This window comes from Actinoplanes sp. NPDC026623, assembly GCF_040638275.1.
Lineage (GTDB): Bacteria > Actinomycetota > Actinomycetes > Mycobacteriales > Micromonosporaceae > Actinoplanes.
The window spans coordinates 30,095-43,891 of the sequence record NZ_JBEZXZ010000058.1; the positions used below are offsets into that span (position 1 = coordinate 30,095).

The following is a 13,797-nucleotide window of genomic DNA, read 5'->3' on the forward strand; positions in this document are numbered from 1 at the left end:
CATGGCCGGAAAGAACAGCCTCTACGGCCCGCTGGACCCCGCGCCCGACGCGGGCTACGTCGACGCGCCCCCGCGGATGGGTTTCTTCACCGACACCAGCGTGTGCATCGGCTGCAAGGCCTGCGAGGTCGCCTGCAAGGAGTGGAATCTCGTCCCGGATGACGGATTCGACCTGCTGGGCACCTCCTACGACAACACCGGCGGTCTGACCGCCGACTCGTGGCGGCACGTCGCGTTCATCGAGCAACCCGCCGTCGACGCGCCGGCCGCCGCCGCTACGGCCACCCCGGCCGGCACGCAGTTTCTGGGCATGCCGATGAGCGACCTGCCGGGCCGCACCGTGGACGCGCCGCGCACCGACTTCCGGTGGCTGATGATGTCCGACGTCTGCAAGCACTGCACCCACGCGGCGTGCCTGGACGTCTGCCCGACCGGATCGCTGTTCCGCACCGAATTCGGCACCGTCGTGGTGCAGGAGGACATCTGCAACGGCTGCGGCTACTGCATTCCCGCCTGCCCGTACGGCGTGATCGACCAGCGAAAGCACGACGGCCGGGCGTGGAAGTGCACGCTGTGCTACGACCGGATCGGCGGGGGCATGACCCCGGCCTGCGCCAAGGCCTGCCCGACCGAGTCCATCCAGTACGGCGAGCTCGACGAGTTGCGCGGCCGGGCCGAGCACCGGCTGGAGAAGCTGCACGAGCAGGGCGAGACCGCGGCCCGGCTCTACGGCAACGACCCCGGCGACGGCGTCGGCGGTGACGGCGCCTTCTTCCTGCTCCTCGACGAGCCCGAGGTGTACGGCCTGCCGCCGGACCCGGTGGTGACCACGCGGGACCTGCCGGCGATGTACCGGCGGGCGGGACTGGCCGCGCTGGCCATGGCGGCCGCGGTCGTCGCCGCGTTCGCCGGTGGCCGCCCGTGAGGCCCCGCGAGGCTGGGCGGGGCCGGCGCGGTGGCCGCGGCGGCGACCGGTCGATGGTGCCCCCGGCGCGGTTCCGCTCCTACTACGGGCGCCCGATCGTCAAGGCGGCGGTCTGGCGCCACGACATCGCCGCGTACCTGTTCACCGGCGGCCTGGCGGCCGGCTCGGCGCTGCTCGCCGCGGGCGGTGACGCGACCGGCCGGCCGGCGTTGCGCCGCGCCGGCCGCCTCACCGCGCTCGGCGCGGTCGTCGCGAGCACATATTTCCTGGTCAACGACCTGGGTCGGCCCGAGCGTCTGCTGAACATGCTGCGGGTCGCGAAGCCGACGTCGCCGATGTCGATGGGCACCTGGATCCTCAGCGGCTTCGGCGTGGCCGCCGGCGCCGGGGCGGTCGCCGAGGCGGCCCCGCTGCTGCCGGACTCGGGTGTGCTCGGGCTCGCCCGCAGGGCCCTCGGCCCGGTCGGCGCCGCCGGACAGTGGGGCGCCGCCGCCGCCGCACCGGCCCTGGCGACGTACACGGCGGTGCTGCTGTCCGACACCGCGACGCCGAGCTGGCACGCGGCGTACCCGGAACTGCCGTTCGTCTTCGCGGGCAGCGCACTGGCCAGCGGGGCCGGCGTGGGACTCATCGCGGCCCCGGCCGGTCAGGCCGGGCCGGCCCGCCGGCTGGCGGCCATCGGTGCGACGCTGGAGCTCTACAGCGGACATCGGGTGGAGAGCGGGATGGGACTGCTCAGCGAGCCGTACCGGGAAGGCCGGCCGGGCCGGCTGCTACGGGCGGCCCGCCTGCTGACCGCGGCGGGAGCCGCCGGTGCGCTGCTCGGGCGCCGCAGCCGGACGGTGTCCGCGCTGTCCGGCCTTTCGCTGCTGGCCGGCTCGCTGGCCACCCGGCTCGGCATCTTCGACGGCGGCATCGCCTCCGCCCGGGACCCGAAGTACACCGTCGTCCCGCAACGGGAGCGGCTCGCGCGCACGCCGCCTGCCGACGGCCCGGGCGCCTCGGTCGCCGAGTGAGCCGGTGGCCCGCCGCATGCGGGCCGGCCCGGTCAGCGGACCACCAGCGTGATGCCGTCGCCCCGGGCGGGCACCAGCTCGCCCACCACCGGGTACCCGGGCACCTCGCCCGCCACCAGCAAACCGCCCGAGGTCTGCGCGTCGGCGAGCAGCAGCAACTCGTCCTGGTGCACCCCCGCGCTGTCGGTGTGCGGGCGCACCCAGTCGAGGTTGCGGCGCGTGCCGCCGCTGACGTAACCGGCCGCCAGCGCGTCGCGAGCCCCGTCGAGATACGGCACCGCGGCGGCGTCGACCCGCGCGGTCACCCCGCTGGCCCGGGCCAGCTTGTGCAGATGCCCCAGCAGGCCGAACCCGGTCACGTCGGTCGCGCAGGCCGCCCCGGCGGCCAGCGCCGCCGCGCTCGCGTCCCGGTTGAGCCCGGTCATCGCGGCAACCGCCTGCGCGAACACCTCCCCGGTGTGCTTGTGCCGGCTGTTCAGGACGCCGATGCCGAGCGGCTTGGTCAGGCTCAGCGGCAGGCCGGCAACCCCGGCGTCGTTGCGCATCAGCCGCCGCGGGTCGGCGACGCCGGTCACCGCCATCCCGTACTTCGGCTCCGGGTCGTCGACGCTGTGCCCGCCGGCCAGATGACAACCGGCCTCGCGGGCCACCGCCAGGCCACCGCGCAACACCTCGGCCGCCAGCTCCATCGGCAGCAGGTCGCGCGGCCAGGCCAGCAGGTTGACACCGACCACCGGGACACCGCCCATCGCGTACACGTCGGACAGGGCGTTGGCGGCGGCGATCCGTCCCCAGTCGTAGGCGTCGTCCACCACCGGGGTGAAGAAGTCGGCGGTGGCGACGACCGCGGTCCCCGCGGCGATCCGCACGACCGCCGCGTCGTCTCCGTCGTCCAGCCCCACCAACAGCTCACCCGGACCCTGCGGAACCTGCTCACCGATCAGGGCGGCGACCATGGACTCCAGCTCACCCGGCGGGATCTTGCACGCGCAACCGCCGCCATGCGCGTACTGGGTAAGCCGCCGACCGCCCGCCATCGCCATAGCCATCGCCATGCTCGAACCCTCCCACGCCCCGGGCCGCGGCGCCCGTCCGAAACCGGCGGGGACGCCCGACCGGCATTAAGGTGATCGGCGGAGGCGTTCAGGTGGCTGGTGCCCCTCCCGGTCTTCAAAACCGGTGTGGCCCGGCATCCGGGCCGGGCGGGTTCGATTCCCGTCCGCCTCCGCTTCTGACGTGGACCGACGGCGTGCCGCCGGGGCACCTGTCGGCTGTGCACGGCGGCGTAGGAGGTGACGCGTGGGCCACGCGACGGCGGACCCGCGGCGGCTGGTCCCGCGTACCGACGCGGTCCTCGCCGATGCCCGGCTGCGAGCCGCCGCCGACCGCCTCGGCCCGGGCACCGTCAAGGCCGCGGTGGTCGCGGCCCAGCAGCGCGTCCGCGCCGGTGAACTCGACCCCGGCCAGGTCGTCGCGGCGGCCCTTGCCGCGCTGCCCGCGACCGCGGGCGGGCTGCGACCGGTCCTGAACGCGACAGGCGTCGTGCTGCACACCAACCTGGGCCGTGCCGCCCTGTCCCCGGCCGCCCTGGCCGCCGTGGCCGCCGCCGGCGGACCCTGCGACATCGAGCTCGACCTGGTCACCGGCCGCCGGGCCCGGCGGGGCCGCGACGCCCTGGCCGCGCTGGCCGACGCCGTGCCCGGCGCCGAGGCGGTCCATGTGGTCAACAACGGCGCCGCGGCCCTGGTGCTGACCGCGACCGCGCTGGCCGCCGGGAAGGAGATCATCGTCAGCCGCGGCGAACTGGTCGAGATCGGCGACGGTTTCCGCCTGCCCGACCTGCTCACCTCGACCGGGGCCCGGCTGCGCGAGGTGGGCACCACCAACCGCACCTCGCCGGCCGACTACGCCGCCGCGCTCGGGCCGGACACCGGGCTCATCCTCAAGGTCCACCCCTCGAACTTCGTCGTCCGCGGCTTCACCAGCGCGGCCGGCCTGGCCGAGCTGGCCGTTCTCGGGCCGCCGGTGGTCGCCGACATCGGCTCCGGGCTGCTGGCCCCCGACCCGCTGCTGCCCGGCGAGCCGGACGCCGCCTCGTCGCTGCGGGCCGGCGCCGATCTGGTCATCGCGAGCGCGGACAAGCTGCTCGGCGGCCCCCAGGCCGGGCTGCTGTTCGGCCGCGACGACCTGGTGGAGTGCCTGCGCCGGCATCCGCTGGCCCGGGCGCTGCGGGTCGACAAGCTCACCCTGGCCGCGCTGCGGGCGACGGTCACCGGGCCGCCGACGCCGACCTCGCAGGCGCTGCGCGCCGCGCCGCAGGCGCTGCGGTCGCGCACCGAACGACTCCGGGCCGAACTCGCGGCCGCCGGCGTCGCCGCCGAGGTGGTCGCCTCGGTCGCGGTGGTCGGCGGCGGGGGCGCCCCCGAACTCGAGCTCCCATCGTGGGCGCTCGCCCTGCCGCAGGCGTACGCCGCCCCGCTGCGCACCGGGCACACCCCGGTCGTCGGGCGCATCGAGCGCGGGCGGCTGCTGCTCGACCTGCGCTGCGTACCCGCCGACAGCGATACCGCGGTGGCCGCCGCCGTCACCGCCGCGGCGAGCGCCTGACATGCACGTCGTGGCCACCGCCGGACACGTCGATCACGGCAAGTCCACGCTGGTGCGCGCGCTGACCGGGATGGAACCGGACCGGTGGGCGGAGGAACGCCGCCGCGGCATGACCATCGACCTCGGCTTCGCCTGGACCAGATTGCCGTCCGGCGAAACAGTCGCCTTCGTCGACGTGCCCGGCCACGAGCGCTTCGTGCCCAACATGCTGGCCGGGATCGGCCCGGTGCCGGCCGCGATGATCGTCGTGGCGGCCGACGAGGGCTGGATGCCCCAGTCGGCTGAGCACCTCGCCGCCCTCGACGCCCTGGGCGTGCGGCACGGACTGCTCGTCGTCACCCGGGCCGACCTGGCCGACCCGGCCCCGGCGACGGAACGCGCGCTGCGGGAGATCGCCGCGACGTCGCTGGGCGCGGTGGCGGCGGTCGGCGTCAGCCCGGTCACCGGCGCCGGCCTCGACGAGCTGCGTGCCGCCCTGGACAGACTGGTGGCGGCGCTGCCGCCGGCCGACCCGGAGGAGGCGGTCCGGCTCTGGATAGACCGGTCGTTCACGGTCAGGGGCGCGGGAACGGTCGTCACCGGCACCCTCGGCGCGGGCAGGCTGCGCCAGGGCGACGAACTGGAGCTGACCGGCGCCGCCCGGCCGGTGCGGGTACGCGGCCTGCAGAGCCTCGGCGCACCCGTCGATCAGGTCGGCGGCACGTCCCGGGTCGCGGTCAACCTCCGCGGGGTCACCAAGGCCGCGGCCGGCCGGGGCCGGGCACTGCTGAGCCCGGGCCGGTTCCTGCTCACCGACCTGATAGACGTGCGGGTGAACGGTGATCCGGTCGCCGGTCTGCCGGCCTCGCTCACCCTGCACACCGGATCGGCCGCGGTGCCGGTGCGGGTGCGCCCGCTCGGCGCCGACACGGCCCGGCTGCGGCTGGGGTCGCCGCTGCCGCTGCGGATCGGTGACCGGGCGCTGCTACGCGACCCGGGACGCCATCACGTGGCCGGTGGGGTGACGGTGCTCGACGTCGCACCGCCGGGGCTGAGCCGCCGCGGCGCGGCCGCGGCCCGCGCGGCCGAACTGGCAACCATGGACGGCAGGCCAGACCCGGCCGGCGAGCTGCGCCGGCGCGGGTTGGTCCGCCGCGACGAGCTGGCCCGGATGGGTGTCGCCGCCGGCACGAATCCGGTGACGGGGGAGTGGCTTGCCGACCCCGGGCACTGGGCGGCTCTGCGTGCCCGCCTCGTCGACGAGGTCGCCCGTCACGCCCGGGAGCACCCGCTGGAGCCCGGCGCCCCGGTCGACGCCCTGCGGCACCGGCTGGGGCTGCCGGCGCGGGCGCTCGTCGAGGCGCTGGCCGGGGCTCCGCTGGTCGTTCGCGGCGGACGTGTCTCGACCGGGTCGACCGCGCCGCCCGGCGAGCTGGTGGCCTCGGTCGACCGGGCGTTCGCGGACCTGTCCGCACGGCCGTTCGCGGCTCCGGAGGCATATCGGCTGGCCGAGCTGGGGCTGGGCGGCCGGCAGATCGGCGCCGCCGTCCACGCCGGCCTGGTGGTGCGGCTCGCGGAGAACGTGATCCTGCGCGCTGGCGCGCCACAGGTGGCGGTCCGGGTACTGGCCGCGCTGCCGCAGCCGTTCACGCTGAGCGAGGCGAGAAGCGCCCTGGACACCAGCCGCCGGGTCATCGTCCCGCTGATGGAACTCCTGGACCGAACCGGGAGCACCCGCCGGCTGCCCGACGCCCGCCGGACCGTCGTCGGCCTGCGCGGCCCCGGCGTTGCGCCCTGACGCTGGTACGGCATCACGGCTTCTCCCTGGCCTCGGAAGCCGCTGCCAGGAACTGCCGCACCGCGGCCATCGGATCCGTGACCGCTACCCGTAGTGGCGACAGCGATCAAGCATATGAGTTCGGCATCGCCTGCCTCACCAGTGCACTCAGTGACCAGGCACGTCAACCCCGGCAATGGTCTGCGTAACCGCGCGAGCTGGCCTGCTTGAGTGTTGCGACTTTCACAAGAACGCCGGTCGCCGGCCCCGAGCTCCCGCTGACCCAGCATCCGGATCCCGCTAGGCGGCCGGCGTCCTGTCCCAGCGGGCCTTGATCAGCCTCTCGGCCGGGCCGGTCAGGAACATCAGGAGGAACGCCCAGTAATTGACGCGGTCGTAGAACACCGCGCCGATCACGGTGCTCAGCAGTTGCACACAGAAGACGGTCACGCTGCCCAGCACCTCCTCGCGGGTGCCCGGCGGACGGCCCCCGTCGAGCCCCGGCCGCCGATAGACGATCAGTGACAGCGCGGTCATCGCCCCGCTGGCCAGAATCAGCGTGCCGCCGTAGAGCACGACGCTGCCCGCTGACGGCGGGAAGGCGATGATCACCGCGGTCGAGATCGGCAGCATCACGATGGCGAACGTCCAGATCACGTTTGCGCGTACGAGGGCCGGCTTGAGCGTCTCGACGTGTCGGAATATTCGGTGATGGGCCCACCACAGCCGGAAGATCACCGCGAAGCTGAGCACGAACGAGCCGAACTCGCCGAGATGATCGCGAATCAACTGCTCGAGCGTGAGGTGCTCGTCACTCGCGCCGGTGACGAGCTCCAGCAGGGGCAGGATCAGGAGTGTGAGCGCGATCGCGGCGATCGCGTCGGTGAAGAAGACGAGGCGTTCGGCGCTCGACGAGGAGTCCGGTTCGGGATGCGTCACGGCGACAGTATGCCCGTACCGGATGTGGTGCCGGTCAGCCCCGAGGGCTACGAGAAAGGCTGCAACGGCGCACCGTCCCGCAGCTGGTCAACGCGAGCGCCGGGCGGCTCACCGACATCGTAGTGGTCACTCATCGGATATCTCCAGCCACGCCATCCGGGGCCTCTGACTACCCTTGGGCCTTGGTAAATAAGGGTTTCGGGTGTGTTGGCGTCGGCGAGGCGACGGGTCATGATGATGATCATGACTTGTTCGAAGGCGCTTCCTCATGTCACGCCGCAACGCCGGACCAGCCGACACCCTCATCGATATATACCGGTATGGAGATCACCAGAACCCTCTATCAGGGCCTGAGATATACGGGATTGCTCTTGCGTCAGGCGAGCTGGCCGTCGTAGTCCGGGAGCTTGAACGCGCGCTCCGCGTGCCCGCTGGCCAGGTCGCTCACGCTATTACCGATGTTCGCCACGATCGTGTAGCCGCGCCTCTCGATTGCCGTGCGGGCGGCGGTCTTCAGCGCCTGATCCGGCTGCGTGTCGAACCACGGGCGCAGGTAGATGCCGGTGAAGGGGTATCCCGCCGAGCGCAAATTCGCCTCGGACTGCCATCCCAGGACCTGAGGCCGCGCCGTCACGAAGAACACCGCCGCGCCTGCCTCCGCGGCCTGCCGCGCTACCTCCAGGACCGCCGGTGTCGCGGGCGACGTGAGGCCGGGCCGGTATCCCGTCTGCAGCGACGTGTTGTCGATGTCCAACACGATCGCGGCGCGCACCGACGAGTCGGGCAGTCGTTCGTCCAGATAGGACTCCGCTGGGCCTGCCACGGCAGCGACGTCGTCGAGCCAGGTCTGGTAGGGCGGCAACGCGAGGCTCGCGGCAGCGCGGCCGGAACCGTCCTGCGCGGCGGTAGTGGTGGCGTACGCGGTAGCGGGGGCGCCGACCGCGACCGCGGTGGCGGTCGCGACCGAGGCGGCACAGCGAAGAAACCTGTTCATGCGGGCCACTCTAGGGGCAAATCTATCGCCGAACATCAATATCTGGTTATCTCCGACGGGACAGTGGATGGACGCCCCGGGTCTGGCGCCTCAACGAACCCACGCCCACCGAGATCAAGGAACTCGCCCGGCAAGCCCGCGAGAACGCAGTCACCCGCCGTAACTCCCATGGCGGCGGCTCAGCCGCCGAACACCTCATCGCCGCTCTGCGCTGCATCTATCAGCACGCGATCAACGACCGGCTCCTCGGTGCCGGCGACAACCCCGCCGACAGCCAAGCCTGCGCGAGGCACTACCCGAACAAGCCATCGCAGACATCGTCAAGGTCACCTCCGAACCGGCAACGACCCCGAACTCGACCTGTTGATCCTGCGCCTGCTCTTCGAGACCGCCTGCCGACAGGATCTTGACACCGAGCAATGCCAGATCCGGCTCCTCGCCACCAGCCACCCTCACTGAAGGCGCGAGGCTAGCCGGTCAGCGCGCCGTTCACCCGGCCTCCTCCGCCGCGGCCCGTACGTCCTCGGCGGCCTGCTCCGCGGCGCCGCTGTCGTAGGCCAGGTCGGGGTCGCCCTCGGGCTGCGGCACGCAGAGCAGCAGCGCCTTCGCCCGGATTCCGATCGACATGCTCCTACCCGGCTCGATAAGGTCGCCGTCGAGCTGCCGCGGCTGCGGCCTGGCGGCGCGGATCTCGATGCGCTCCGCCGTGTACGTCTCCATCCGTGGCACCCGGTCCTTGCGACGCACCACGGCCCAGCCCAGCGCGGCCCAGTTGGCCAGGGTGCGCGGGCTGAGAATGGCCACGTCGAGCCTCCCGTCGGCCGGGTCGGCCTCGCTGAGCAGGCGGACGCCGCCCTGCAACCGGCCCACGTTGCCGACGATGACCGTGCGCGGACGCCGGCGCAGGGCCGGCTTGCCGTCCATCGAGATGAGCACCGCCATGGACGGCCGGCGCAGCGCCTTGGCCGCGCCACCGACGTACGCCAACCAGCCCAGACGCCGCTTGGCGGTCTCGTTGGTGCCCTCGAGCATCTCGGCGTCGAAGCCCATCCCGGCCATCACGGCGAAGCAGCGGTCGCCGACCGTGCCGACGTCGATGCGGCGCCGCCCGCCCTCGAGCGCGACCTCGACTCCGACGGCCGCGTCGGTGGTGAGGCCGAGATTCGTGGCCAGCAGGTTGCCCGTGCCGGCGGGCAGCACGGCCAGCGCGACGTCGGTGCCGGCCAGCGCGTCCACCACGGCCATCACGGTGCCGTCCCCGCCGCAGACGAAGACGAGCTCGGCGCCGTCCCCGACGGCCTCAGCGGCCTGGCCACGGCCGGAGTCCTCGGGGGTGGTCTCGAACCACGACGGCTCGGGCCAGCCGGCGGAGGCCAGCCCCTCGACGATGGTTCGGCGCAGCAGGTCGAGGTCTGGGACCTTGGTGGGGTTCACGACGACGGCAGAGCGGGTTCCTGTCACGGCCGCCAGTGTGCAGGAGCCGCATCGGTTCGGCGAATCGGGCGCGCACCGCCCGCTTGCGGTGATATACCCGGCCCGTACCGGTCTGCCGGGCCGTTCCCCGATGCGGCTGCTGCTCCGGGTCGGAATCACACCACGGTCTGACGCGACGGACGGGGTCCGGTTGGCACGCTGAGGGCATGATCGAGGCGACTGGGCTGACCAAGCGCTACGGCGCCGGAACCGCCGTAGACCGACTCACGTTCACGGTGCGGCCGGGGCGTGTCACCCGCGTTCTCGAGCCAGGCTGATATTTACCGGATGTCAGCGGCCTCGAACCGCCATCGGATCCTGGAAGCGCTGCGCCGGGGTGGGCGCTGAATGGTCAGGCGGTGCGCACGATTGCTTCGGCGACGCGGCGTAGTTCGCTCTGGTCTGGTTCGAAGCCTGCCGCGATGTCGGGGTGCAGCCCCGCTCGGGTCTGCTCCAGCAGCCGTACGATGACCGTGTCGACCGGCTCGTCCGCGTACTCGTGGGTGATCTTGTCTGTTGCGGCCTGGAGGGCCGAGGTGAGCTGCTCCTCCAGCGGGCCGCGCAGTTTTTCCTCGACCGGGCTGAGGGACGCGGTGTCCAGGGTGATGTGCGGCTCGACCATTTGTGCTCCCTGTTGTACCCGGTGATGGCGCGACGCTGTTACCCAACCATGTCGCGCCGGCAAACCCGGGACTTCGGGGGTGGCCGCGCTTGAGTTCGAAGAACGTGTCGCTGCGGGCAAGGGGACCAGCGCGTGCCGACAGCTATAGCCAATTGTTGCGGCGGAGGTAGACGTAGATGCCGCCGGCGAGGCCGACAATGACGACGGTGCAGGCAATGAAGCCGGCATGATGGCCGAACCCGGGATAGGGAACGTTCTGGCCGCAGGCGGTACACCCGTTCAGCCGAATCTCCGCCCGTCAGGCCTGGACCCCGCCCTGCCGCATGTGCGGGAGACGGGCTGTCGCCAGCCCGGGTGCGTTAGTCGGCGAGGAACTGTTCCAGCAGGCCAGGGACGGCAGTGCGGGCTACCCTGATCGCTTCCGCGTCGGGGACGTCGGGGATGGCGTACTGCTGCCGGCCGCCGGCCGTGGTGGCGACCAATGTGGTCAGGCCTACCCGGCGCTGGAACAGGGAGTTGGTCATGTTCCAGCCGATCACCGCGTCGGTGTGCAGCACATAGCGGCGTCGCACCAGGCTGCCATACCGGCTGACCAGCCACTCGTCGGTAAGAGCATGGCCCAGGTTCGCGGCCCGGTCCGAGGCCAGGAACACGCCGAGCGGCAGCAGCGACAGCGCTGTCCAGAACGCCCACCAGGGTGCGCCGGTGAGGAGCACGAACGCCAGAACGCCGAGGATCAGGATCGTGCTGACCGTGCCGGCGCGGGTGAACCGGCGCAGGTCCGCTCGTGGGCCGTGCCGGGTCAGTGCCGCGGTGAGCGGGTCCGCGTCGCCGATGACCGTGCCGGCCAGGTCCACCGCGACGGCGCGGGGCGCGGGTGGCAGTAGGACCGAGCCGCCACGGTCGGCGCCTCGGCCGACCCGCAGGCCGGTGGCGATGGCCAGGACCCGGGCGCCGCGCACCGCTCGCAGCAGCAAGGGTTCACTCAGCTCCACACCGCGCAGTCGGCGTTCCTCGATCGTGGTACTGCGGGTGGTGAGCAGCCCGCGTCGTACGTGCAGGGTGCCGCTGCTGTGCCGACTCAGCCGGAAGTTCCAGAACGACAGAATGTATCCGACGGTCGACGCGATCGCGGTGAATACGACCACCACGGCGGCCACCAGGAGAATCGCCACCGGTAGCGGTCTGTCCCGCAGGTAGTTGATCGAGTCGTGGACGAAGCCGATCTTCGCGAGGTCGACGTGGCTCTCATTCACCAGGCGGGAGCCGATACCGAACAGCACACCGACCGCGACCAGGCCGGACAACGTGAACGGTCCGTACCTGACCCAGGAGGGGTGCAGTGCCATCAGCACGGTCTCGGACGCGGCGTCGGCGGGCTGCGACCGTGTCGCCGAATCGACGCCGGGGATCGGCGTGGCCGTCGGGCGATGCAGCAGCTCGCGATGCAGGTTCTCGGCGCTGGCGGCGCTCAGCCCGTCCAGCATCACGCCGTTGTTCTTTCTGTCGGTCTGGCCGGTGCCGACAGTGACCCGGGCCAGGCCGAAGATCCGGTGCAGCAGGGGCGACGTGACGTCGACGGTGCGGATTCGATCCCGCGGCACGGTCAGCGTCCGTCGGCGGAACAGGCCCCGGCGCACCTGCACGTGGGTCGGGGTGATCCGGAACGAGGTGGTGAAGTAGCGCAGGAAACCGAGTGCGATACCGATACCGCCAATGCCCAGCGCCCACCAGCCGCCGTTCCCGCCGTCGCCCCTGCGCACCCCGATCAGCACCGCGACCAGCGGGAAGATAAGCCGCCGCAGCTCCATCACCGGGTGCACGGCCAGCATCCGGGGGCTCAGCCGTCGCCAGCCGTCACCGGCGTCGACCACCGTCTCCTCGCCTGCGCCGACCGCAGTGGTCACGTCGCGTCCCCGATGGTGTGGCCGACCCGGGTGGTCAGGTCGGCGACCAGTTGGTCGGCGTCCTTCGCGGCCAAGCCGTCGATCTTGATGGGGCCGGCCGCCGACGCGGTGGTCACGGTCACGTTCGCCAGCCTGAACAGCTGCTCGATCGGCCCGCGTTCGCTGTCCACAGTCTGTACCCGAGAAATCGGTGCGATCCTTCGTTGCCGGCTGAGCCATCCGGTCTGGGTGTACACCGCGGTGTCGGTGGCTTCCCAGCGGTGCACCCGATAGCGCCACTGTGGCATCACCGCCAGGTGCACGGCGGCCAACACCAGCCATGCCACACCCACGACCACGTGGGGGAGGTCCCCGCCGTCGTCCGCGAACCACCAGATCACCTGGGGCACGAGCAGCACGATCCACAGCACCGCGGCCTTGGCCGTCCAGTACCACCTGGCGCGGGGGCTGACCCGATGCATCGGGGGCCGTAGGCGTACCACGTCCGCCGTCATAGTCACGCCTTTCACGATCGCATCTGAAATTCAGTCCTCATCGGCCTGTTGTCGTGCGAACGACAGGATAAATGTCATGGGCAGACTGACCGGAGACGATACGCATTTCACGCCAATCTCGGGCCGCGGATGACCTGATCAGCGAAACCAGCGGTGGAGCCGTGGCCGCTGTTTACAGCGGCGACAGCCGGACGATCTACTCGTTCTGAGCGAGCCGCTCGCAGGCCGTGGCCTGAAGGGGTGACCGGGCGGGGTGCGGAGCGCGCCCTTCCCCAGAACGTCTATGGCCGCGGGTTCTTTGTCCGTTTCGGCCGCGTGGTTCTGCTTCGTCGGAGCGCGGTGGCGTGGGCTGCTCGCCGCCCTGCTGGGGGTCCAGCGCGGGCTGGAGGTGCACGTGCGGCGAGACGACATCAAGGTGGTCCTCGAACTGGCCCGAACCGCGACGCCGACACGACGGTGTGATGAACGCCGGACCCACGTTAGCGGTGTTCGCCGGGTGGGCAAGTACGCAACCACTGCCACAACAGGCCCAGCTCGACGGTGAGGAGACTGACATGACCACCAGCTACAGCAACGGTGGCATGGCGAGTTCGCAGAGCGCTCCCGGTGCTCCGGAGCACATCCTGGCGGACATCGAACAGACCCGTGCGGACCTCGGCGACACCATCACGACGCTCACCGGCAAGGTCGATCCGCGTACGCGAATGCGCGGTGCCGTGTCGGACCTGAGGGCGAGGACCATCGCCGGCGTCTCCCGCGTCCGGGTGCAGGCTCCGCAGCGGGCGCGGCAGGCCCAGCAGGCCGTCCGCAACCGGCCGGTGCCGGCCGCGGTGGGCGTTCTGACGGTGGCCGGCGCCGTAACCGCGGTGCTCCTCGGCCGTCGAGCGGCGAAGGCGCGCTCGGCGCGGAACCGCTGGCTCCCCGGCTTTCTGCACCGCTGAGTCCACCCGCTGGGTCTGGTGACCCATTCCTGGCACCTGCCCCGGGTCCGGCTGCTGGCCGGCCGGATCCTCGGCCTGCGCGGGCCGGCCCTGCTCGATGTGCCGGCGTACGGCGGTGAGCCG

12 protein-coding genes, 1 tRNA gene and 1 pseudogene are annotated in these 13,797 nt (G+C 72.2%); 7 read left to right on the forward strand and 7 right to left on the reverse strand.

All coding sequences use genetic code 11. The features are described from left to right. The first annotated feature begins 1 nt into the window (after position 1). Together AB0F10_RS19145 and nrfD are read left to right on the forward strand one after the other, a co-directional pair. A complete protein-coding gene (locus AB0F10_RS19145) occupies positions 2 to 925 on the forward strand; it encodes a 4Fe-4S dicluster domain-containing protein (RefSeq protein ID WP_360626282.1) in 924 nt (307 codons plus the stop codon). A 53-nt stretch (positions 926 to 978) separates the two neighbouring features. Next, positions 979 to 1,941 (forward strand): NrfD/PsrC family molybdoenzyme membrane anchor subunit, encoded by a 963-nt coding sequence (nrfD, locus tag AB0F10_RS19150; RefSeq protein ID WP_360626313.1) that lies wholly within the window; start codon positions 979 to 981, stop codon positions 1,939 to 1,941. A 32-nt stretch (positions 1,942 to 1,973) separates the two neighbouring features. Here nrfD and selD read toward each other — a convergent pair whose 3' ends face one another. Continuing rightward, positions 1,974 to 2,990 carry a selenide, water dikinase SelD gene (gene selD, locus AB0F10_RS19155; protein WP_360626316.1) on the reverse strand — a complete coding sequence of 339 codons (1,017 nt, stop codon included), beginning with the start codon at positions 2,988 to 2,990 and terminating at the stop codon, positions 1,974 to 1,976. Positions 2,991 to 3,076: 86 nt separating this feature from the next. Between selD and AB0F10_RS19160 the strand changes: the two genes are divergently transcribed. The 3 genes from AB0F10_RS19160 (at position 3,077) to selB (ending at position 6,325) form a co-directional block, all read left to right on the forward strand. Then, positions 3,077 to 3,170: transfer RNA gene (locus AB0F10_RS19160), tRNA-Sec, on the forward strand. A 70-nt stretch (positions 3,171 to 3,240) separates the two neighbouring features. Continuing rightward, positions 3,241 to 4,548 carry an L-seryl-tRNA(Sec) selenium transferase gene (gene selA / locus AB0F10_RS19165; RefSeq protein ID WP_360626285.1) on the forward strand — a complete coding sequence of 436 codons (1,308 nt, stop codon included), beginning with the start codon at positions 3,241 to 3,243 and terminating at the stop codon, positions 4,546 to 4,548. 1 nt (position 4,549) lies between these two features. After that, on the forward strand, positions 4,550 to 6,325 hold the full coding sequence (gene selB / locus AB0F10_RS19170) for a selenocysteine-specific translation elongation factor (RefSeq protein WP_360626288.1): 1,776 nt from the start codon (positions 4,550 to 4,552) through the stop codon (positions 6,323 to 6,325). 279 nt (positions 6,326 to 6,604) lie between these two features. On the opposite strand, the gene AB0F10_RS19175 is transcribed toward selB, so the two are convergent. From AB0F10_RS19175 to AB0F10_RS19185, 3 genes are all read right to left on the reverse strand, one after another. Further along, positions 6,605 to 7,243, reverse strand: a complete 639-nt coding sequence (locus tag AB0F10_RS19175) for a TMEM175 family protein (protein ID WP_360626291.1) — start codon at positions 7,241 to 7,243, stop codon at positions 6,605 to 6,607. Positions 7,244 to 7,619: 376 nt separating this feature from the next. Next, positions 7,620 to 8,237 carry an HAD family acid phosphatase gene (locus tag AB0F10_RS19180; RefSeq protein WP_360626295.1) on the reverse strand — a complete coding sequence of 206 codons (618 nt, stop codon included), beginning with the start codon at positions 8,235 to 8,237 and terminating at the stop codon, positions 7,620 to 7,622. 489 nt (positions 8,238 to 8,726) lie between these two features. Beyond that, positions 8,727 to 9,698: a diacylglycerol kinase family protein gene (locus AB0F10_RS19185; RefSeq protein ID WP_360626298.1), complete on the reverse strand. Its 972-nt coding sequence runs from the start codon at positions 9,696 to 9,698 to the stop codon at positions 8,727 to 8,729. Between the two features lie 179 nt (positions 9,699 to 9,877). Here AB0F10_RS19185 and AB0F10_RS19190 point away from each other — a divergent pair. Beyond that, positions 9,878 to 9,967, forward strand: a pseudogene (locus tag AB0F10_RS19190) (ABC transporter ATP-binding protein); the annotation flags it as partial. A 95-nt stretch (positions 9,968 to 10,062) separates the two neighbouring features. Here AB0F10_RS19190 and AB0F10_RS19195 read toward each other — a convergent pair. From AB0F10_RS19195 to AB0F10_RS19205, 3 genes are all read right to left on the reverse strand, one after another. After that, the gene (locus AB0F10_RS19195; RefSeq protein ID WP_360626301.1) at positions 10,063 to 10,332 is read right to left on the reverse strand and encodes a hypothetical protein; all 270 of its coding nucleotides are present in this window, start codon (positions 10,330 to 10,332) and stop codon (positions 10,063 to 10,065) included. A gap of 359 nt (positions 10,333 to 10,691) precedes the next feature. Beyond that, the gene (locus AB0F10_RS19200; protein ID WP_360626304.1) at positions 10,692 to 12,239 is read right to left on the reverse strand and encodes a PH domain-containing protein; all 1,548 of its coding nucleotides are present in this window, start codon (positions 12,237 to 12,239) and stop codon (positions 10,692 to 10,694) included. Beyond that, positions 12,236 to 12,733 carry a PH domain-containing protein gene (locus tag AB0F10_RS19205; protein ID WP_360626319.1) on the reverse strand — a complete coding sequence of 166 codons (498 nt, stop codon included), beginning with the start codon at positions 12,731 to 12,733 and terminating at the stop codon, positions 12,236 to 12,238. Before AB0F10_RS19205 ends, AB0F10_RS19200 begins: the two co-directional genes overlap by 4 nt. A 554-nt stretch (positions 12,734 to 13,287) precedes the next feature. Between AB0F10_RS19205 and AB0F10_RS19210 the strand changes: the two genes are divergently transcribed. Continuing rightward, the gene (locus AB0F10_RS19210) at positions 13,288 to 13,674 is read left to right on the forward strand and encodes a DUF3618 domain-containing protein (RefSeq protein ID WP_360626307.1); all 387 of its coding nucleotides are present in this window, start codon (positions 13,288 to 13,290) and stop codon (positions 13,672 to 13,674) included. The last annotated feature ends 123 nt before the right edge of the window (positions 13,675 to 13,797 follow it).

Bases quoted from the DNA above. Each gene is read 5' to 3' on its own strand.
- AB0F10_RS19145 (WP_360626282.1), top strand. From the start codon at position 2: ATGGCCGGAAAGAACAGCCTCTACGGCCCGCTGGACCCCGCGCCCGAC.
- nrfD (WP_360626313.1), top strand. From the start codon at position 979: ATGGTGCCCCCGGCGCGGTTCCGCTCCTACTACGGGCGCCCGATCGTC.
- selD (WP_360626316.1), bottom strand. From the start codon at position 2,990: ATGGCTATGGCGATGGCGGGCGGTCGGCGGCTTACCCAGTACGCGCAT.
- selB (WP_360626288.1), top strand. From the start codon at position 4,550: ATGCACGTCGTGGCCACCGCCGGACACGTCGATCACGGCAAGTCCACG.
- AB0F10_RS19180 (WP_360626295.1), bottom strand. From the start codon at position 8,237: ATGAACAGGTTTCTTCGCTGTGCCGCCTCGGTCGCGACCGCCACCGCG.
- AB0F10_RS19195 (WP_360626301.1), bottom strand. From the start codon at position 10,332: ATGGTCGAGCCGCACATCACCCTGGACACCGCGTCCCTCAGCCCGGTC.
- AB0F10_RS19205 (WP_360626319.1), bottom strand. From the start codon at position 12,733: ATGACGGCGGACGTGGTACGCCTACGGCCCCCGATGCATCGGGTCAGC.
- AB0F10_RS19210 (WP_360626307.1), top strand. From the start codon at position 13,288: ATGACCACCAGCTACAGCAACGGTGGCATGGCGAGTTCGCAGAGCGCT.